Consider the following 19,473-nt stretch of genomic DNA (forward strand, 5'->3'; position numbering starts at 1 on the left):
TTTATTTATAAATACATTTGGCTGGGTCACATAATAAAGATAATGAAAAAATGCTTTTATAAAATATTTAAATTTTTTTTGATATTATTAGTTTTATTGAGCAGTAGTTTTTTTATTGCTGACTCTCTTTTTCCTTTATCTATTTTACAAAATAAAACTACACAAACCGTTGTTGCAGAAGATGAAACGCCATTATGGCGATTTGCTGATCAAAATGGTGTTTGGCGTTATTTGGTCAGTCTTGATGAAGTGCCAGACTATTATCTTGAAGTTTTATTAAATTATGAAGATCGCTATTTTTATGAACATATAGGTATTAATCCGATTTCTTTATTTCGTGCAGCTTGGCAAAATATATCAAATGATAAAATCGTTTCCGGTGGTAGTACTATATCTATGCAAGTGGCAAGATTATTATATCCACACGATCGAACGCTAACGGGTAAGCTAAAACAGATCTTTCGAACCCTCCAGCTTGAATTACATTATAGTAAAGATGAAATCTTAACTTTATATATTAACCACGCACCCTATGGTGGCACAATAGAAGGTATTGGGGCGGCAAGTTGGTCTTATTTTGGTAAACAGCCCAAAGAGTTAACAAGAAGTGAGGCAGTATTATTAGCAGTGTTGCCTCAAGCCCCAAGTCGATTACGACCCGACCGATTTCCTGAAAGAGCCAAACAAGCTCGTGATAAAGTATTAGACCGATTGGCAGAATATAAAGTATGGTCAAATGATTTAATCGAAACCGTTCGGCGCGATGAGGTTTGGGTATATCCACGAAAAGCACCACAAGTGGCTCCCTTACTGGCTTATCGTTTAAAAAATAAATACCCTAATGAGGATATTATTCATTCCACTATTGATGTTTCAATTCAATATAATTTAGAAGATTTAGCCATCAATCGTGTGAAACAACTACCGCCTAAAACATCATTGGCTATTCTAGTAGTCGATCATACTGATATGACAGTAAAAGGTTATGTCGGTTCAGCTGATTTTAATGACAATGAACGCTTTGGCCAAGTTGATATGATTAGTGCGTTACGTTCTCCTGGCTCTACACTAAAACCTTTTATTTATGCGCTTGCTCTTGATGAAGGTATGATTCATTCTGAATCGCTGTTGCAAGATGTTCCTCGCATTACTACCGATTATCGTCCGACCAATTTCGATGATGGTTTCTATGGGCCGGTTAGTGTGTCTGACGCATTAAGTAAATCATTAAATTTACCAGCGGTTCAATTAATTGAGTTATATGGCCCAAAACGATTTGCAGGTAAATTGGCTGGTATTGGGTTACCTTTATCTTCGATAGGCAATGAACCTAATATCTCCTATATATTAGGTGGTGCTTCATTAAGGATGGATAATCTTGTTAGTGCATATAGTGCATTTGCTAGGCATGGCGAAGTGAGTCCATTGCGCTTTACTCAAAAAGAGCCATTGATTAATAAACCCTTTATTTCAGATGGTAGTGCTTGGATAACAAGACAAATGTTAATTAATAGTAATCTATTAGCTTATAAAACAGGAACCAGTTATGGCTATCGGGATGCTTGGGCAGTTGGTATCAATCCAAGATATTTAATTGGCGTTTGGGTAGGGCGTCCTGATGGTACTCCCGTTGTTGGGCAATATGGTTCAATGTCTGCAATGCCAATTTTACAACATGTTAATTCTATTTTGTTAAATAGAGAAAATCGTTTAAATCGTCCACTTACTACTTATGAAAAACCAGCATCAGTATCTTCTACGAAAATTTGTTGGCCATTAGGGCAACCTCTTCCAGAATCTGATGTAAATTGTCACCGTCAAAAGACTGCATGGGTTTTAAACAATATGACACCGCCAACATTAAGTACCTATGGTGAACTAAAAAATAATATCTATCGTTCTGGTTGGATAACGATTTGGGTTAATGAACGAGGTGAACGTGTTGCTGCTGATTGCCCCGGAGCACAAAAAAAACAACTTGCCCTATGGCCAGTATCATTAGAAAACTTTTTGTTAACAAAAGAGAAAAGGCGGACTTTATTACCACCAATTGATAAAAGTTGCCCTGTAATGGGACAAGATGTTTTTGCTTCACTCAATATTGTAGGTTTACGTGATAAACAATTGATTAGAGCATTACCAGGAAGTCATCAAGTCACAGTTGATTTAACTCCAGAGGGTGGATATGGGGAAAAATGGTGGTTTTTAGATGGAAACTTAGTTGCTAATTCCAAAGATAATGAAAAAGTGGCCTTAACTATTGCTAAAAAAGGTGTTCATCGTTTGCTATTATTAGATGAAAGCGGACAAATATTTCGATTAAAGTTTATGTCAGATTAATTAAGTAACAAACTCAGTGGTTAAATTATTGCCCATTAAATTTGTAACGGATCGTTATCTGAGGTTTATTTTAATCGGGATTAACAGAAATATCTAATGTGGCGGAAACAGTTAGCATTTACACTTTATGTCAGTGTTCAATGTGCTTGTAAGATAAGTTTAACAAAAGTTAGATAATCAATGTAGACGAAAATATAGTGATCAGTGGGATAATTATTTTCAATAAAGCTAATACTACAAATAAAGTCAGTCCATTGTTGATCTCTTATTAGTGGAAGATATTATTTGGCAATATGTAATTTAAATGTTTGATTTTGAAGAGCTTGTACGGATTCTGTATCAAGATGATTATCAGTAATAATGTCAGTAAAGCGGTTTAGTGGTATAGACGTAAATAAAGAATAAGTATTATATTTACTACTATCTGCAACAAGAACAACTTTATCTGCCTTCTCGGCAAAGCTAGATTTTATTAATGCTTTATCTTCAGTTGGTGCTGTTACACCTTTACTTAAGCTCCAAGAGTTACAACTAACAAAGGATATGTCAGGATTAATTTGTAAAAGCAAAGAGCGACCATGTTCACCGATGCAAGATTGGCTACTGTCATCAATTTTCCCACCAATTATTGTGACTTCAATTTGTTTAAATTCAGACAAAAATAGCGCGATATGTAAGTCAGATGTAATGACCCTAACTGGCATTTGCGTAATTCTTTTTGCTATTTCTAATGTCGTAGTACCGGCATCAAGAGCGATTGAGTCACCAGGTTTTATTAGCTTTGCAGCTACATCTGCTATAAGTTGTTTTTCATTAAAATTTTTGTGAATTTTTTCGAAAGTAGTGGGTTGATTTGGAATAAAACGGTTTAGTGTCACGCCTCCATGTGTTCGACTAATGACACCTTGTTGATCTAATTTGATTAAGTCACGACGAATAGTCGCTGGAGAGGCTTCAGTAGCAATAACTAAATCTTCGACTGTCACTAGATTATGAATTTTTAAATAGTCCATGATTTGATCTAGTCGATTGTATTTTCCCACTGAAAACTCCTCTTTTATTTTACTTAATTAGATAACAGTTCCGCTAATCGGATTGATTCTATCATACTATCTGGTTTTGCGACACCTTGCCAAGCAATATCATAGGCGGTTCCGTGGTCAGCGGATGTGCGAATGAAAGGTAAACCAGCTGCAATATTTACACCATCATAAAATCCTAATAACTTAAGTGGAATATGACCTTGATCGTGATACATAGCAACGACTATATCAAATTTGCCTTGGTGTGCTTGTAAAAATACAGTATCTGGTGCACATGGTCCAATGGCGTCAATTCCGTATTGGCGCATTTTTTCGATAGCGGGAGTAACAATTTTAATCTCTTCATCACCAAACAAACCATGTTCACCAGCATGAGGATTAACGCCTGCAACGGCAATTCTAGGGTGCTTAATCCTAATTTTTTTAAGGAAATTATCAGCAATTTTAATTACTTTTTCAATGCGTTCACTGTTTAAGGTATCTAAGAATTTACGTAATGAGACATGGGTTGTGACATGGATGACTTTAAGTGAATCGGTATAAAGCACCATTGCTACATCTTTGCTATCAGTTAATTTTGCTAATAATTCGGTATGTCCTGGATACATATGCCCAGCAGAATATAAGGCTTCTTTATTTAATGGTGCGGTGGCAATAGCTGAAACTTCGCCGCTTAAAGCAAGCTCAGTCGCCTTTTTCACACAATGGTAAGCCAAATCACCAGCTTGCGGTTGAATGATACCAGGTTTTAGAGAATCAATATCATCTAACTTTATATCAATGACATTAATAATATTAGGTTGAAAAATAGCATTACTAACTTGTTCAATCACATTAATTGAAACATTAGTAAATAACCCCATTTTTAATTGCTTTTTCAGAACTTCAGCAGAACCAACTACAACAGAATGTATATTTTTAAGTACTTCTGATTGTAGAGCTTTTACAATAATTTCTGGTCCAATACCAGCTGGATCCCCCATTGTTATCGCTACGATTTTTGACATCGTACTTCTCCTTTAAATAAATTCTAATGTTTTTAAAAAAATATCATTTGAACCAAAGCCTCCAGCTTTGGTAAATACACGATATTTTATAGGTTTGTTACTTATTAATTGACCATAAGGTACACCAGGACTTACTTGTCCTTCAATTCTAAACCCTATAGCTCCTAAAGACTTGGCTATAGCTATCGCTACATCTCCACCAGTCAAAAATAGATTTTTAAACTGTAGCCGATTGACTAATTGACCTAAAGATTGACAGATATGTTCACCAAGTTGTTCTCGAGTTAAGTTATATTCCTTACAATAATCTTCAACTTTATAACGATCGTCTATATTAGAACTTGTTCTGACTATGCAATGTTTTTGATAATCTAGTTGTGATTGAATCTTTTTTGTTAATTGGGTTAATGTAAATAATGATATATTTGGTAATAATTCGGTAATATTTATATCAAAAATTACCCAATTATCATTCTGATTAACCGTATAATTTATTTGTTGTTGTGTCTTTTCACTCATTGAACCCGCTATGACTAATAATGGATGAGTACTTATCCTGGGCTTAGTTGTATTTTTTTCTTGATGAATTATTGGTAAAAAATCAATCAAACCAGCTGATCCAACTAGTAATAATTTCTCTTGTAATGGTAAGATTTGTTCAACTATACATTGCAAATCACCGTTTGTTTCAGCATCAACAACAATCATTTTTTTACCATTATTGATAGCATTTTCAATATGTTCTTTTAACTTATAATTTCTTACTTGATCTAAATTGACCTCTACACATGAATAGTTTGTTTGTTGTTCAATACAATCTTTTATATTTGATGAGTAAACAGGCGTTTTAGGGTCACTAGCAAATTCAGTATTAATTAATTCAATTCCATTTATGTAACAATTTCCATTTATTGTCGTACGATTCATATTGGGATATGCAGGAACAACCAACGCAACTTTATTTTTAAAATTATCCAATAGCGTGGCTATTTCAGTACCAATATTTCCTCGTAAAGTAGAATCAATTTTCTTATAAATTTGCTTAACGTCAGGATTATTAATAATAACTTTTTGTATTCTTCTTTGGGCTTCTTTATTTGTAACGGCGCGACTTTCAGTATTCACGACTATAACATTATTATTTTTACTTTCTTGAAAACTATGTTTTTCTGATAAGTTGGCTTCTTCCCAATTGAAAATTACATCAACAACCAATCCTTTGTTTACTAATTGAACTCCAGCGTCATTAGAACCGGTGAAGTCATCAGCAATAATCAACTTAATCATTAAGAACTCTTAATTATAAATAATTCCAGTTTTCTGATTATACATATTCTTTATTAAAAAAAACAATTATTATGATTAAAATAAATCAAAAATTGCATTATGTGATCTTGATCATAGTTTTTCATATTCAATTTGATCAAAATGCAAACATAAATTAACATTTAGTGATTAAATGAAATCAATATGATTTTTAATTGTCATTTTTGGGGCGTTTGTTGGAGATGATTATGCATATAAATAGCACAATTCTTAGTGGACAAGGAGTTTTAAAAGATCTTCATTTTTTATTTAAAGATCGTAAGCATGTTCTGTTTATAACAGATCAAAATATTATTAATTTATCCGTAACAAAAGAACTCATTAAAAAAGTGCAAGAAAATGTTGCTTTAGTAACCATAGTTGATGATATTCCGCCGGAACCAAGCCATCAAGATGTAACTAACTTACTTAATAAAATGAAGGTATCTAACGCCGATCTCGTAATAGGTGTAGGTGGTGGAAGTGTACTTGATGTAGCTAAATTGATTTCTGTTTTATGCGTTAAAGATTCCAATATTACTCTTGAACAATTATTAGATGGGCAAAAACCAATTAAGCGGTGCACTTCTGTATTGATACCGACTACAGCCGGTACAGGATCAGAAGCAACACCAAATGCGATTCTAGCTATACCTGAAAAAATGACCAAGCAGGGTATTATTTCTCCCGTCATGTTACCTGATTATGTTTGTTTAGCACCTGAATTAACAACGTCAATGCCAAAGCATATTGCTGCTTCAACAGGTATAGATGCATTATGCCACCTAATAGAGTGTTTTACAGCCAGTATCTCTAATTCGGTTGGTGATAATTATGCTTTGATAGGTATGGAAAAGCTATTCAATTCACTCGAAAAATCAGTTAATGATATCACTGATATAGAAGCAAAATTAAATATGCTTTGGGCTTCTTATTGTGGTGGTGCCGCTATTGCTCATGCTGGTACTCATTTAGTTCATGCTATGTCTTACCCACTTGGTGGTAAATACCATATCCCTCATGGAGTTGCTAATGCAATTTTACTTGTACCTTGTATGGAATTTATTCGAGATGCAGTCGTTGATAAATTTGCTCAAGCCTATGATCTTTTACCTGATGCCGTTCTAACCTTAACCGCAGAAGAAAAATCGCATGCTTTAGTTAACTACTTTAGAGAATTAGTAAAACGTTTAGCATTACCTAGTAAATTACAAGAACTTAATATTTCACCAGATGACTTACCTTATTTAGTTGATGCAGCTCTTGATGTGAAACGTTTAATGAATAACGTGCCAAAGCAAGTTTCCAAAGAAGATGTATTAGCTATTTATCAATCGCTTTTATAGAAACTTTGGCTATTAGGAGTAAATATTATGAGAAAAAAAATAGAAGGGATTTTAACTGCTATCGTGACTACATTTGATGATAACGGTGATTTTTGTCCAAAACGAATGCGTAAACAAGTTCAACGTCAATTAACTAATGGTAACAGTGTTTTTTGTAATGGTACTAATGGTGAGTTTTTTGTATTAAGTACTCAAGAAAAAATTAAAGTGACTGAAGTTTGTGTTGATGAAGTTGCTGGCCGTTCACCAGTTATGGCTCATATTGGGGAAATCTCAACACGTGAAACAATCAAATTAGGCAAAGAGATAGAGAAATTAGGTGTTGATGCTGTATCAGTCATAGCACCTTATTTTATACCAGTTAAACAAGAAGAGCTAATCTATCACTACACGGCTATTGCTGACGCTCTTACTGTTCCCGTCTTTTTATACAATATCCCCGTCAGAACTGGTAACACAATTCAACCTGAAACAGCAGCCAAATTAGCTGAACATCCCAATATTTTAGGTATTAAAGATAGTGCAGGTAGTGCAGAAAGCTTACAAGCTTTTCTTGATGTAGCTAACAACATACATGGATTTGATGTATTAACAGGGCCAGATTCGCTCATTTATCAAGGTTTTGTTGGTGGGGCAGTTGGATCAATTTCAGGACTCGCAAATGTAGCTCCGGGTTATATCAATGCCATTTGGAGAAATTTTAAAGAGGGTGATTTAGCTAAGTCTAAAGCTGCTCAAGATGCCGTTGGAAATTTAAGAAAAAATTTGTATGCAACAGTATTTTCACCAGCAGCTGTGAAGAAAGCATTAACTCTAATGGGCGAAGATGTTGGTGTAAGTCGTTATCCAGTTATGTTCTCTGATGAACATATAGCAACAATTAAAAATATTATTAAAAAACTATAACAAATATTTACATTGTAATTATATTAAAGATGAAAGGTGATTTATGCATTATTTTGGAACGATGGACACAATAATAATAATTAGTATTGTGGTTCTCTACATATTAGCTACCTCATGGATGACTTATTTTTTAAGAAGTAAAAACAATAGTGATTTCATGGAAGGTTCTCGAGCTGTACCTGCAATTGTTGTAGGTATTTTATTGATGACTGAGTATATTGGTGCGAAGTCAACTATAGGAACAGCTCAGTCTGCATTTGATAATGGTATTGCAGCGTCATGGTCAGTTATAGGTGCTGCAATAGGGTTTCCATTATTTGGCTTGATATTAGTTAAAAAAATTTATAACACTGGAGAAATCACTATTTCTGGTGCTATTGCACAAAAATATGGTAACTCAACTAAGAATTTAATTTCTCTAATAATGATTTATGCATTAACACTAGTAAATGTTGGAAATTATATTAGTGGAGCTGCAGCTATTTCTACTGTGCTCCAAATCTCTTTACCTGTTGCTGCTCTTATTACTGCAGTGGTAAGTACATTTTATTTCGCTTTTGGTGGATTGAAAGGTGTGGCTTATGTAACAATTATTCATAGCGCCGTTAAATATTTTGGTGTGTTATTTATTTTAGGAACGGCGCTTTATCTTACCGGTGGTTTTGGTCCTATGATTGAACAAATGCCACCTCATTATTGGACTTGGGATGGTTCAATCGGTGCAAGTACAATTTTCGCCTGGTTAATTGGTACTATAGGTTCAATATTCTGTACACAATTTGTTATTCAAGCTATATCATCAACTAAAGATGCTAAATCAGCTAAAAGAGCTTGTTGGTATGCTTTCTTTTTCTGCTTACCAATTGCGATAGCAATAGCTATTATCGGTGTTTGTGCAAAATTCCTTCACCCTGAAATCAAAAGTTTATATGCATTACCTGTATTTATTCAAGATATGAATCCTATCATGGCAGGCATTATTACTACATCATTAGTTGCTTCAATTTTTATCAGTGTTAGTACAGTGGCATTAGCAATAGCTTCTTTAATTGTTAAAGATTTCTATGTTCCTTACTGTAAGCCAACAGCAGAAAAAGAATTTAAAGCAACAAAAATTATTTCGGTTATTGTTGGTTTTGCTCCATTATTACTTGTACTTGCTTTCCCTGAAGTTCTGAAATTATCATTCTTCACAAGAGCAATTCGATTATCAATTACCATTGTGGCAATGATAGCCTTCTATCTACCATTTTTAAATAGTACTCGAGCTGCAAATATGGCTTTAGTTGGTGCTGCAATTATAACGTCTCTTTGGTTCTACTGCGGTGATCCGTTTGGTATTAATAACATGTATGTAGCATTAATTTCACCTGCATTAATTATGTTATTAGACAAAGTGCTAATCAGTCCTTTTGTAAAAACTAAAGTGAAAGCGGATAATTTATAAGGAGATAACGGAATGACAAAAGTAAGATTAGATTGTTCAGGCCGATTATGTAAAAACACTGATGATACAAAACGTGTTGATGCATATTTGCCGACCGAATGTGTGCAAAATCATGCAGCAAATTTGTTGCAATTGCCAAACGGTGATCTACTTTGCACTTGGTTTGGAGGAACACAAGAAGGGATTCCTGACATTTCTGCGTATTATTCTAGATTGAAAAAAGGAAGTGATACATGGACAAAAGCGGTTAAACTTTCAGACGATCCAACACGATCTGAACAAAATCCATTATTCTTTTTAGATCCTGATAATGTTCTATGGATTTTGTATACTGCGCAAATTTCAGGAAACCAAGATACTGCGATTGTCCGTTATCGAAAATCACTAGATTATGGAGAAACCTGGGGGCCGATTGAAACATTATTGGAAGACCCCAATAAAGGTATTTTTATTCGCCAGCCTATTACTGTTATGCCAAACGGGGATTGGTTATTGCCAGTTTTTTACTGTATTGCAAAGCCCGGTGAAAAGTGGGTTGGAAGTTATGACACTAGCGGTGTGATGATTTCTAAAGATAAAGGTAAGACATGGTCAAATATTGATGTTCCTGAAAGCCTAGGCTGTGTGCATATGAATATCTTAATGCTAAAAGATAACTCTTTGTATGCTATTTTTCGAAGTCGTTGGGCTGATTATATTTATGAAAGTAGATCAACAGATGGTGGCTATACGTGGACAAAACCAATTGCTACCATTTTACCTAATAATAATTCATCAATTCAAGCCACTGTATTAGATAATGGACATATTGCCTTAGTGTTTAATAATTCAAGTGCCAAAGATGCCAAAGAAAGGCGAGTGTCTCTTTATGATGAAATAGAAGATGAAAGCAGTGCACATAAAGAAGAAGCAAAAATTCTTGATGGGCAAAAAAATGCTTTCTGGGGTGCTCCTAGAGCGCCTATGTCGTTAGCAATTTCCACTGATAATGGTAAAACATGGCCCTATATTCGAAATTTGGATGAAGGTGATGGTTACTGTATGTCAAATAATTCAAAAGACAATCTTAATCGAGAGTTTTCATATCCAAGTATCAAACAAGGCTTAGATGGTAAGTTACACATTGCCTATACCTATTTTAGAATGGCAATTAAATATGTTTTGGTTGAAGAGGATTGGGTTAAGTCCACTATTAATAATAAGTTCTAGCAAATTTAAAGGGCTTAAATTTTAAAAAGTAAACTGGCAAAGGGAGATTGGAAATGATTGCTGGTAATACAAAATTTCTACATTTAGCAACACTACCTAAGTCGTTATATAGTATTTTAGCTCGACCAGAGGCTAGCTTTGAATATCTAAAGACTTTACCTGATGGTAAATATCAACTAAAAGGAGAAAGGTGGTTTTATAATGTCGGTGATTCTTATACTTCGCCTGAGCAAGAGCGACATACAGAGTTCCATAAGCTATTTTTAGATATTCAAATGATCTTAGAAGGTGAAGAAATCATTCGTTACAGTTTGATTGATTCTAGTAATGAACCTTGCTATGAGAAAAAACCTGATTTGTATATTTTGGAAAATCCTAAGATAAATAATGCTATTTATTTAACTGAAGGAGATTTTGTTACTTTTGCACCTGGTGAAGCCCATCAGACTTTGTGTATGATTAATGTTCCACAAAAAGTACGAAAAGCTGTATTTAAAGTTCCCATAGATATTATTTAAATTCAATTATCATTTACTAAAACATCCAACAAGTAAGCCAAAGCAAGTTCAGTTACTGAGCTTGCTTTTTTAGTTAAAACTTTTATGTATTTTCAACGTATCTGATATGTATCATAATTCAATATAACTATAAGTTATAACCATGTAAACATTTGTTATTTATCCATACGATTCTTTATTGATAGACTTGATATATATATAAACCAGTCCTTCATTTTTTCGGAGTCGATATGAAATTTTTAACTAAATCATTAACAGCTGCAGCACTATTTACGGTCTTGTTAGGTATCAATTCAGCCTACGCCGATCGTTTGGATGATATTGAAAAACGAGGGGAGATCAAGATTGCTGTTTTTGATAGTAATCCTCCGTTTGGATTTATTGATGAAAAAACTAATAAAATTGCTGGGCTTGATGTTGATTATGCTAATGAAATTGCTAAAGCATTGAATGTAAAAGTCGAACTTGTTCCAACTAATCCAGCCAACCGTATTCCTTTACTAACCTCACAAAAAGCAGATCTGATTGTTGCAAACTTTACGGTTACTGATGAACGATCTAAAACAGTCGATTTTAGTTTGCCTTATTTTGCTACTGGCCAGAAGTTTGTAGCTAAAAAAGGATTCCTAAAAACAGCAGATGATCTTAAAAATCTTCGTATAGGTGCCGATAAAGGTACAGTGATGGAAATTACTCTACGTGAGAAGTACCCAACTGCTAAAGTAATCTCATATGATGATACACCTTTTGCTTTTGCAGCATTACGCAATGGTGTTGTACAAGCTATTACTCAAGATGACGCAAAGTTAATTGGTTTACTTGCTAATGTTCCAGAAGAACAACGAGCTGCTTTTGAAATATCTCCATTTAGTATAACTCAAGAATATCAAGCTGTAGGTATTCCAAAAGGGGAAACCCGCTTGAAAGAAAAAGTTGACCGAATATTATTAAAGCTTGAAAATGATGGTGAAGCGTTAACTATCTATAACCGTTGGTTTGGACCTGATACAAATTCAGCCATGCCTCGTGGTGATTTCAAAATAGGTAAAGGTCAATAAATAATGTATGAGCAATTACTGGAACCTCGTTATTTATGGTGGTTGTGGGATGGTTTTTTAGTCACTATCGCTATTTCAGTTTTAACAATCATTCTCTCTACAATATTTGGTTTTTTGCTAGTTATTGCTCAACAAAGTCATATCAAAATTATCAAAGGCGTTGTAATTAGTTATAACGCTATTTTTCGTTATTCTCCATTGTTACCGCAGCTTTTTTTCTGGTATTTTGGTATAGGTAATTTGTTACCAGTAGAATTTAAAATGTGGCTATTTGATGAACCGCAAATCCAGCTGTTTTTTTTCTCTTTAAAAATGCCTTCTTTTGAATTTATTATTGGTTTAATTGGATTAACATGTTACTCCAGCGCTTTTATTGCTGAAGAATTTCGAGCAGGAATTTTGGGAATAAGCAATGGTCAAGAACAAGCATCATTAGCTTTAGGTCTTACACGTTGGCAAAGTATGCGGTTTATTATTTTACCTCAAAGCATTCGTATCGCATTTCCTCCGTTAATTGGTCAATATATGAATATCATCAAAAATTCCTCTTTAACAATGGCTATTGGGGTGTTGGAACTATCTTATGTTTCACGTCAAGTTGAAACCGAATCGCTGAAAACATTTCAGGATTTTGCGATAGCAACATTTTTATATATTTTAGCCATTGTTATTGTTGGGACACTAGGCAATATTTATCAATCAAAGCGATTAAACAGGGTCTAATTTTTTATGGATTTTAAAGGTTTTGAAGTAATTTGGAATAATTTAGATTACCTAATGTGGGGTAATTTCCCAGGCGGTATTGTGTTGACTCTTTTGATGAGCTTAGCTGCTATTATCTTTTCGTCTATTTTTGGTATTTTCGCTGGTATTGGTCTAACTGTTTGCAAAGGATTTTTACGTCAACTTTTAGTTGTCGTATTAGGATTTTTAAGAGCGATTCCCGTTATTATGCTGATATTTTGGACTTATTTTTTGTTGCCAGTGCTATTGAATGTTGATGTGCCAGCTATTACAACAGTTATTTTTGCTTTATCTTTAATTGGTGGCGCATATATTGGTCATTCCGTATATGCGGGAATGGTAGCTATTGCTAAAGAACAGTGGCAAGCGGCTTTTTCGTTAGGTTTAAATAAAAGACAAGTCATCATTTTTGTTATTCTTCCTCAAGCATTAAAAATGATGCTGCCTTCATTTGTTAATCAATGGGTATCATTAATTAAAGATACGTCTTTAGCTTATATAGTGGGTGTTGCAGAATTTACATTCATTGCTACCCAAATTAATAATCGTAGTATGGTTTATCCTACTGAAATATTTTTATTTGTGATTGTTGTTTATTTTATTATTTGTGCTGCACTTGATTTTACTGTCTCTATATTGCCGAAATACCATTTGATTACTCGAAAAAATAAACGATAAATATCATTTATTAAATGTTCAAAATCCTTTTTAAGGTTCTTTTAAGCTTTATTGATTAAATTACAACTAAATATTGTTTTTATAGGTCGTTGTATGTTGCTTGATATGAACACTCATCTTTTTTTATTAATTAATGCTCAAGAACAAGCCTCCAAATTATTTATTCTTTTTGCCATATTTTGTGCAAATTATTTAATCTTTGTTCCTATAGTCATATTGGGAATATGTTTTTTATTCAAACCTGTTTATAGACAATTAATCATAAAAATTGCTTTAGGTTTGGCTGTAGCCTTGTTTGTAACCTTTGTTATTCGACATCTATTTTATTCTCCACGACCATTTGTTCTTAATATTGGTACGAACTATTTGAATCACGATAAAACGAGTTCTCTTCCTAGTCAGCACGCTGTTTTTATTTGGACTATTTGCTTCTCACTTTATCTAAATTATAAAAAGCAATTTAAAGCATTAACTTATCTATGTACGATTGTTGCATTACTTGTTTGTTGGAGTCGAATCTACTTAGGTGTTCATTGGCCACTGGATATTCTGGTGGGTATGTTGTTAAGTTTTATCTCTGTTTATTTAGTCAAAAAGATATGGTTTATACGCTCAAAAAGTTTTAAATAATTATTCGCTAAATTATAACTATCAAAATGAACTTAAATTTTTAAAGCATTGGGAAATAAATAGTAAAGCGTATAATAGTTGTAAATGTTACATTTCTTAAATCAAAATCAGGTAACACTATAATGAAAATTCTTATAGTAGAAGATGATAGTTTATTACAAAAAGGTTTATATGACGCGATAACGTCTAATGGCTATGTTTGTGAAGTCGCATCTAATGGCAAGCAAGCTGAGGATCTTATTGAGTTTGCACAGTTTAGTTTAATTATTCTTGATTTAGGTCTGCCTGATTGTGATGGCTTAGAGTTACTCACCCGATGGCGCAAAAAAAATATCGATATTCCTGTACTAATTTTAACCGCTCGCGATACTATCGAAGATAGGGTTGAAGGTTTAGATCTTGGTGCAGATGATTATTTAATAAAACCCTTCGCCTTAACCGAATTGCTAGCCAGAATAAGAGCGTTAATTCGTCGAAATCAAGGAACTGCCGATAATATTGTTAACTATGGTCCTATTACAATAGATATTAAACTTCAAAAAGCTACTTTAAATAATCAAGAAGTGATATTGACGCCAAAAGAATTTATTTTACTATCTAGATTGATGTTGAAAGCCGGTGAAAAAGTGCATCGAAGTTTATTACAAAATGATCTATATGATTGGCAGAGTGATCCAAGTTCAAATGTGCTTGAAGTTTATATTCACGCCTTAAGGAATAAATTAGGAAAAGATTTAATTAAGACTGTGCGTGGGTATGGCTATCAACTCAATATTAATAATTAGTTATTATTTTAAAATTAATTGAATGGCAAATTTATGATTGAACAGTCTTTGAATAATATTCGACATAGTATCCGTTGGAATCTATTTTTTACTTTGGGTGCAATAATGTTAATTTGCCAAATTATTACGGTATTTTGGTTATGGCATGAGAGTAAAGAGCAAATTGATGTTTTAGTTAACTTAACGTTAAGTCAAAATAAAATAGATGAAGTGGTTGAACATGAAGAATTAGAAGCAATTTTTGCATTATTTTGCTCAGCATTTTCCATGATGGTTGTAACTTTATTTTTGGCCTATAAGGCGATTAAATGGATTACTAAACCCCTTGAGATACTTGAAAAAGATTTAAATAAAAGAACTGAAGATAATCTTAAGCCAATAAAACCAATCAGTAATATGCGTGAAATTAAGTCAATTACTACGGTATTAAATAATTTATTTGAAAGGCTTAATAATACACTATCTCAAGAACGTTTATTTACAGCAGATGTAGCTCACGAGATGAGAACACCTTTAGCAGGTATTCGATTACATCTAGAACTATTAGAAAGTAAAGATAAAATAGATTGCCATGAGTTAATTGAACGAATAGATCGTTTAGTAAATACCGTAGAACAACTATTAATGCTTGCTCGAGCAAGTCAAAAATTTACTCTAGGCCAGTATCAAAAAATTAATTTTCTAGATGATATTCAAATTCCCCTTTTTGATGAATTGACAGAGTTAACAGTACAAAAACAACAAAGTATTGATTGGGAAATTACGGGTAATAATATAATTTTTAATGGTGATGCGACTTTGATTCGTTTACTGATTCGTAATTTGGTTGAAAACAGTTATCGGTATAGTCCAAATGAAAGTAAAATTACTATTAGTTTTTATAAAGATGCTGAAGAAATTGTGATAGCCGTTAAAGATGAAGGGAGCGGTATTGACGAGTCAAAAACAGAAAAGTTAACCCAAGCCTTTTTCAGAATGGATCGTAAACATGATGGAATAGGGCTCGGTTTGAGTATTGTTAATCGTATTACTAAATTACATCATGGCCAATTTACATTAAGAAATCGGCAAGACCAAAAGGGTACGATTGCCGAAGTCAGACTTAATGATTCACATCATCAATTAACTTAGTGATTAATGAATTATGCTTATTTTCTCGAATCAGTGATGATAAAAATCGTTGCCATGTGCGTTCAATTTTGGCTTTTGCAAAAAAGCCTACATAGTTAGCGATAGGAATAAATGTCGAATTACCAATGTTATCAATAATAATTAAGCGATTTTCCTCTGGTGACAAATGCTGAAATAAAATATTTTTACTCTTGATTGTCATAGTAATGATTCTATCTTTCAGCAAGGCTGTTTTTAATGCTTTGAGTGATACAACTAACGCATCATAATTTTGATTAGTTGCTTGTTCGTCGAACAGATATTTTTCTAATGGAATAGAAATTTTTCCATCATAGTCACGAATAAGTTCAAAAACATGACCTTGACCAAAATTAGTCATTACAGGACCATAATATTTTGCTAGCACATCCCATGAGATATTGCGATTTATAAGGTGCTTATAATAGGCAATTTCACGGTTTGTTTCCTCTTCTGCTCCTTCATTATAATTGACTTTGATACATTTATTAGGATCATCGGGATGATGATAGCATTTGCGGTGTAAACCTTTACTTATATAATCTTTTTCAGCAAGTTGAATTAAGTTTTCCATCAATTTTTATCGTGTTATTTAATATTAGTTAAAAGTGTAGCAGTTACTGTTTTTTCTCGCTACGCTTTTTTTATCATAAATCCTAGCGCTTTTTTAATATTTCTGTATAATATTGCCACCCACGTTACAACAGTGTTTTTCCCAACGCTGTTTTCGGTTGTCAGTATTAGTATAACGACTCGAAGGGGTTAGTTAGCTAATAGTTGCAATCAAAAAGTGTAAATAAATCAAATGATTTATTAACGTGAGATTAATTAAAATTTGGATAAATACAAATGAGTACTTTTTCAGCTAAACCAGAAACAGTTAAACGCGACTGGTATGTTGTAGATGCAGCAGGTAAAACGTTAGGTCGTTTAGCTACTGAAATCGCAAGCCGTTTGCGTGGTAAACACAAAGCAGAATATACACCACATGTTGATACAGGTGACTATATTATCGTTATCAATGCAGAAAAAGTTGCTGTAACAGGCAAAAAACGCACTGATAAAATCTATTATCGTCATACTGGTTACATCGGTGGACTTAAAGAAGCGACTTTTAAAGAAATGATTGAACGTCATCCTGAACAAGTCATCGAAATTGCTGTAAAAGGCATGTTACCGAAAGGTCCTCTTGGCCGTGCAATGTACCGTAAACTAAAAGTTTATGCTGGTAGTGAGCACAATCATGCGGCACAACAACCGCAAGTATTAGATATTTAAGGGGATAGAAGATGGCTGATAATCAATATTACGGTACAGGTCGCCGCAAAAGTTCTGCTGCTCGCGTGTTTATTAAACCAGGTAGTGGAAATATCATTATTAACAAACGTTCATTAGAGCAATACTTTGGTCGTGATACTGCTCGTATGGTTGTTATGCAACCTTTAGAGTTAGTTGAAATGACTGACAAACTTGATCTTTACATCACAGTTAAAGGTGGTGGTATTTCAGGTCAAGCGGGTGCAATTCGTCACGGTATTACTCGTGCATTAATGGAATATGATGAAACTTTACGCTCTTCATTACGTCAAGCGGGCTTTGTTACTCGTGATGCACGTCAAGTTGAACGTAAAAAAGTGGGTCTACGCAAAGCACGTCGTCGTCCACAATTCAGCAAACGTTAATTGCAACGTTACAAATTTGTTTCGAAACCCAGCCTATGCTGGGTTTTTTTATCGCTATATAATTCTAAACTAACTGCAGTAATATTTATTTTATTTTTATTAAATTATAATTTATTCAAATAGATAATAATAATCTTTGTTATCTTTCTCTTACTTTATTGAAATTAATAAACGTACAAAAATGATTATTCTTCGAAAAAACAAAAAGAAAATATATTTTTTTTAACAAATTTGTTATCCAATTTGCTAGAATAGTAACCATATTAAAACTTAATTAAAATTTCGCATATTTGGAGTGAACATGGTTGTTGCTGTTAATAAACGTTCTGTGATGACATTATTTTGTGATACAACTGACATTTACGGCCATCAGATTCGTTTTGTGCTGGCAGAAAAAGGGGTAACAGCTGAGATCGAGTTTGTTACATCAAATACTTTACCTCAAGAATTATTGGATCTTAATCCGTATGGTTCAATCCCTACCTTAATCGATCGTGATCTAACTCTTTATGAAACACATATTGCATTAGAGTATTTAGATGAACGTTTTCCTCACCCGCCATTAATGCCGGTATACCCAATTGTTAGAGCTAATTCCCGCTTAACAATGTATCGCATTAAAAAAGAATGGTATAGCGCCTACGAAACGATCTTAAAAGATCCTGATAGTAGTAAAGCTAAAGAGGCACGTAAAAACTTACTTGATGACTTAGTTTCTATTTCTGTCATGTTCAAAGAAAAAGATTACTTTATGAGTGATGATTTTACTTTGTGTGATTGCTATTTTGCTCCTTTATTATGGCGTTTACCATTGATTGGTATTGAATTGCCAAAAGTTGCAGAGAAAAACTATCTTTCTTATATGGCACGTGTATTTGAACGACCTGCTTTTATAAATTCTTTAACTGAAGATGAAAGAAAGATTAGAGCTTAAAATTTATTTTATCTAATGACAGATTAGCAATTAAACAAGGTAGCCGTTATGGAACTTGATGACATGACTCCTCGACGCCCTTATATATTTAGGGCATTTTATGACTGGATTTTAGATAATGATTTAACTCCTTATGTTGTGGTGAATACGTCTATTAATGGGGTATTAGTTCCACAAGAGTTTGTGAAAGATAATCAGATAGTACTCAATATTGCTCCACAATCAGTAGGGCAGTATTTGGCAAATAATGATCAAATTGAATTTAATGCTAGATTTTCTGGCGTTCCTCAACATATTGTTGTGCCAATGGCTGCTATTGAAGCTATTTATGCTCGTGAAAACGGAGTAGGGATGGGGTTTGAAGATGAACCACACTACAAAGCCTTAAGACAAAGTGCAACTAAGCAATCCGAAAATGTTAAACCTGCAAATCCTTTTAGGGTTGTTAAATAGCTATCCTTAATTATTTTTTTATTATCCTATTTAAAATTTAACTAATAAATAGGATATTTTCCTACCTATTGGAATACCCATGCTAAAACTAGCTAACCTAAATCACACAATTTAAACAAGATTGTTATCTTGTGATGTTTAAAATTAAGAATAAGTTTTATAAAAAAGTGTTTAGTTAATTAATTTATATAATTCCACTTTTCTACTGCTTTTTCTATACACTTTTACCTATAAAGTAT

At 33.3% G+C, this 19,473-nt stretch carries 20 protein-coding genes; 16 read left to right on the plus strand and 4 right to left on the minus strand.

What is annotated here, in order from left to right:
• The first annotated feature begins 42 nt into the window (after window positions 1-42).
• Complete coding sequence (gene pbpC, locus J3T98_RS07515) at window positions 43-2,340, plus strand: penicillin-binding protein 1C (RefSeq protein WP_416380621.1); 2,298 nt, start codon at window positions 43-45, stop codon at window positions 2,338-2,340.
• 281 nt (window positions 2,341-2,621) lie between these two features.
• Here pbpC and J3T98_RS07520 read toward each other — a convergent pair whose 3' ends face one another.
• The 3 genes from J3T98_RS07520 to dtnK are packed head-to-tail and all read right to left on the minus strand — an operon-like array spanning window position 2,622 to window position 5,677.
• The gene (locus tag J3T98_RS07520) at window positions 2,622-3,383 is read right to left on the minus strand and encodes a DeoR/GlpR family DNA-binding transcription regulator (protein WP_141677452.1); all 762 of its coding nucleotides are present in this window, start codon (window positions 3,381-3,383) and stop codon (window positions 2,622-2,624) included.
• Between the two features lie 23 nt (window positions 3,384-3,406).
• Window positions 3,407-4,390, minus strand: a complete 984-nt coding sequence (gene pdxA, locus J3T98_RS07525) for a 4-hydroxythreonine-4-phosphate dehydrogenase PdxA (RefSeq protein WP_267362527.1) — start codon at window positions 4,388-4,390, stop codon at window positions 3,407-3,409.
• Window positions 4,391-4,402: 12 nt separating this feature from the next.
• Window positions 4,403-5,677 carry a D-threonate kinase gene (gene dtnK, locus J3T98_RS07530; protein ID WP_267331667.1) on the minus strand — a complete coding sequence of 425 codons (1,275 nt, stop codon included), beginning with the start codon at window positions 5,675-5,677 and terminating at the stop codon, window positions 4,403-4,405.
• Window positions 5,678-5,904: 227 nt separating this feature from the next.
• Here dtnK and J3T98_RS07535 point away from each other — a divergent pair, with 227 nt between their 5' ends.
• From J3T98_RS07535 to pmrB, 11 genes are all read left to right on the plus strand, one after another.
• Window positions 5,905-7,041: an iron-containing alcohol dehydrogenase gene (locus J3T98_RS07535; protein ID WP_267331666.1), complete on the plus strand. Its 1,137-nt coding sequence runs from the start codon at window positions 5,905-5,907 to the stop codon at window positions 7,039-7,041.
• 27 nt (window positions 7,042-7,068) lie between these two features.
• A complete protein-coding gene (locus tag J3T98_RS07540) occupies window positions 7,069-7,947 on the plus strand; it encodes a dihydrodipicolinate synthase family protein (protein WP_267362528.1) in 879 nt (292 codons plus the stop codon).
• 43 nt (window positions 7,948-7,990) lie between these two features.
• On the plus strand, window positions 7,991-9,394 hold the full coding sequence (locus J3T98_RS07545; RefSeq protein ID WP_267330616.1) for a sodium:solute symporter family protein: 1,404 nt from the start codon (window positions 7,991-7,993) through the stop codon (window positions 9,392-9,394).
• 12 nt (window positions 9,395-9,406) lie between these two features.
• Window positions 9,407-10,603 (plus strand): sialidase family protein, encoded by a 1,197-nt coding sequence (locus J3T98_RS07550; RefSeq protein ID WP_267330615.1) that lies wholly within the window; start codon window positions 9,407-9,409, stop codon window positions 10,601-10,603.
• Between the two features lie 53 nt (window positions 10,604-10,656).
• The gene (locus tag J3T98_RS07555; RefSeq protein WP_267362529.1) at window positions 10,657-11,121 is read left to right on the plus strand and encodes a YhcH/YjgK/YiaL family protein; all 465 of its coding nucleotides are present in this window, start codon (window positions 10,657-10,659) and stop codon (window positions 11,119-11,121) included.
• Window positions 11,122-11,351: 230 nt separating this feature from the next.
• A complete protein-coding gene (locus J3T98_RS07560) occupies window positions 11,352-12,179 on the plus strand; it encodes an ABC transporter substrate-binding protein (protein ID WP_267362530.1) in 828 nt (275 codons plus the stop codon).
• Between the two features lie 3 nt (window positions 12,180-12,182).
• Complete coding sequence (locus J3T98_RS07565; protein WP_065733860.1) at window positions 12,183-12,902, plus strand: amino acid ABC transporter permease; 720 nt, start codon at window positions 12,183-12,185, stop codon at window positions 12,900-12,902.
• A gap of 6 nt (window positions 12,903-12,908) precedes the next feature.
• Window positions 12,909-13,601, plus strand: coding sequence for an amino acid ABC transporter permease (locus J3T98_RS07570; RefSeq protein ID WP_267362531.1), 693 nt, complete (start codon window positions 12,909-12,911; stop codon window positions 13,599-13,601).
• Window positions 13,602-13,652: 51 nt separating this feature from the next.
• A complete protein-coding gene (locus tag J3T98_RS07575) occupies window positions 13,653-14,231 on the plus strand; it encodes a phosphatase PAP2 family protein (RefSeq protein WP_141673891.1) in 579 nt (192 codons plus the stop codon).
• Window positions 14,232-14,353: 122 nt separating this feature from the next.
• Window positions 14,354-15,016, plus strand: coding sequence for a two-component system response regulator PmrA (gene pmrA, locus J3T98_RS07580; RefSeq protein ID WP_267362532.1), 663 nt, complete (start codon window positions 14,354-14,356; stop codon window positions 15,014-15,016).
• Window positions 15,017-15,049: 33 nt separating this feature from the next.
• A complete protein-coding gene (pmrB, locus tag J3T98_RS07585) occupies window positions 15,050-16,147 on the plus strand; it encodes a two-component system sensor histidine kinase PmrB (protein WP_065733864.1) in 1,098 nt (365 codons plus the stop codon).
• Here pmrB and J3T98_RS07590 read toward each other — a convergent pair.
• A complete protein-coding gene (locus tag J3T98_RS07590; protein WP_065733865.1) occupies window positions 16,119-16,739 on the minus strand; it encodes a YrbL family protein in 621 nt (206 codons plus the stop codon). The genes pmrB and J3T98_RS07590 overlap by 29 nt on opposite strands.
• Before the next feature lie 275 nt (window positions 16,740-17,014).
• Here J3T98_RS07590 and rplM point away from each other — a divergent pair, with 275 nt between their 5' ends.
• The 4 genes from rplM to J3T98_RS07610 all read left to right on the plus strand — a co-directional run bounded on the left by rplM (window position 17,015) and on the right by J3T98_RS07610 (window position 19,234).
• A complete protein-coding gene (rplM, locus tag J3T98_RS07595; protein WP_034901369.1) occupies window positions 17,015-17,443 on the plus strand; it encodes a 50S ribosomal protein L13 in 429 nt (142 codons plus the stop codon).
• Window positions 17,444-17,454: 11 nt separating this feature from the next.
• Window positions 17,455-17,847, plus strand: a complete 393-nt coding sequence (rpsI, locus tag J3T98_RS07600; protein ID WP_065561853.1) for a 30S ribosomal protein S9 — start codon at window positions 17,455-17,457, stop codon at window positions 17,845-17,847.
• Window positions 17,848-18,148: 301 nt separating this feature from the next.
• On the plus strand, window positions 18,149-18,781 hold the full coding sequence (locus tag J3T98_RS07605; RefSeq protein WP_065562614.1) for a glutathione S-transferase N-terminal domain-containing protein: 633 nt from the start codon (window positions 18,149-18,151) through the stop codon (window positions 18,779-18,781).
• A gap of 48 nt (window positions 18,782-18,829) precedes the next feature.
• Window positions 18,830-19,234: a ClpXP protease specificity-enhancing factor gene (locus J3T98_RS07610; RefSeq protein ID WP_267362534.1), complete on the plus strand. Its 405-nt coding sequence runs from the start codon at window positions 18,830-18,832 to the stop codon at window positions 19,232-19,234.
• The last annotated feature ends 239 nt before the right edge of the window (window positions 19,235-19,473 follow it).

The organism is Gilliamella sp. B2772 (assembly GCF_026536985.1).
Lineage (GTDB): Bacteria > Pseudomonadota > Gammaproteobacteria > Enterobacterales > Orbaceae > Gilliamella > Gilliamella apicola_E.